At 63.2% G+C, this 345-nt stretch carries 1 protein-coding gene; it reads left to right on the top strand.

Features of this window, described 5'->3' with window-relative positions:
* Positions 1-345 (top strand): 16S rRNA (uracil(1498)-N(3))-methyltransferase (locus AAEZ05_RS27990; protein ID WP_350649813.1); only part of this gene is annotated, 345 nt, incomplete at both ends.

Raw genomic sequence — 345 nt, 5'->3', positions numbered from 1 at the left:
AACAGTGGCGGCCATGGGCGTGCCCAAGGTGGTACTGGTCAACAGCTACCGGGTGGAAAAAAGCTTCTGGCAAACCCCGTTCCTGGAGCCTGAAGCGGTGCGCGAGCAACTGATTCTCGGCCTGGAACAAGCGCGGGACACGGTACTGCCCGAGATCATTATCGAGAAACGCTTCAAGCCGTTTGTCGAAGACCGGCTGCCGGCCATGGCGGCTGGCACCCTGGGTCTGATCGGCCATCCGGGCGATTACCCGGCTTGCCCCCGAGCCCTGGAAGAACCGGTGACCCTGGCCATCGGCCCGGAAGGCGGCTGGATTCCCTATGAAGTGGACCTGCTGGCCAAGGC

It is taken from the genome of Pseudomonas sp. HY13-MNA-CIBAN-0226 (assembly GCF_040310305.1).
Classification (GTDB): Bacteria; Pseudomonadota; Gammaproteobacteria; order Pseudomonadales; family Pseudomonadaceae; genus Aquipseudomonas; species Aquipseudomonas gregormendelii.
This window is presented reverse-complemented; position numbering and strand designations above follow the sequence as displayed.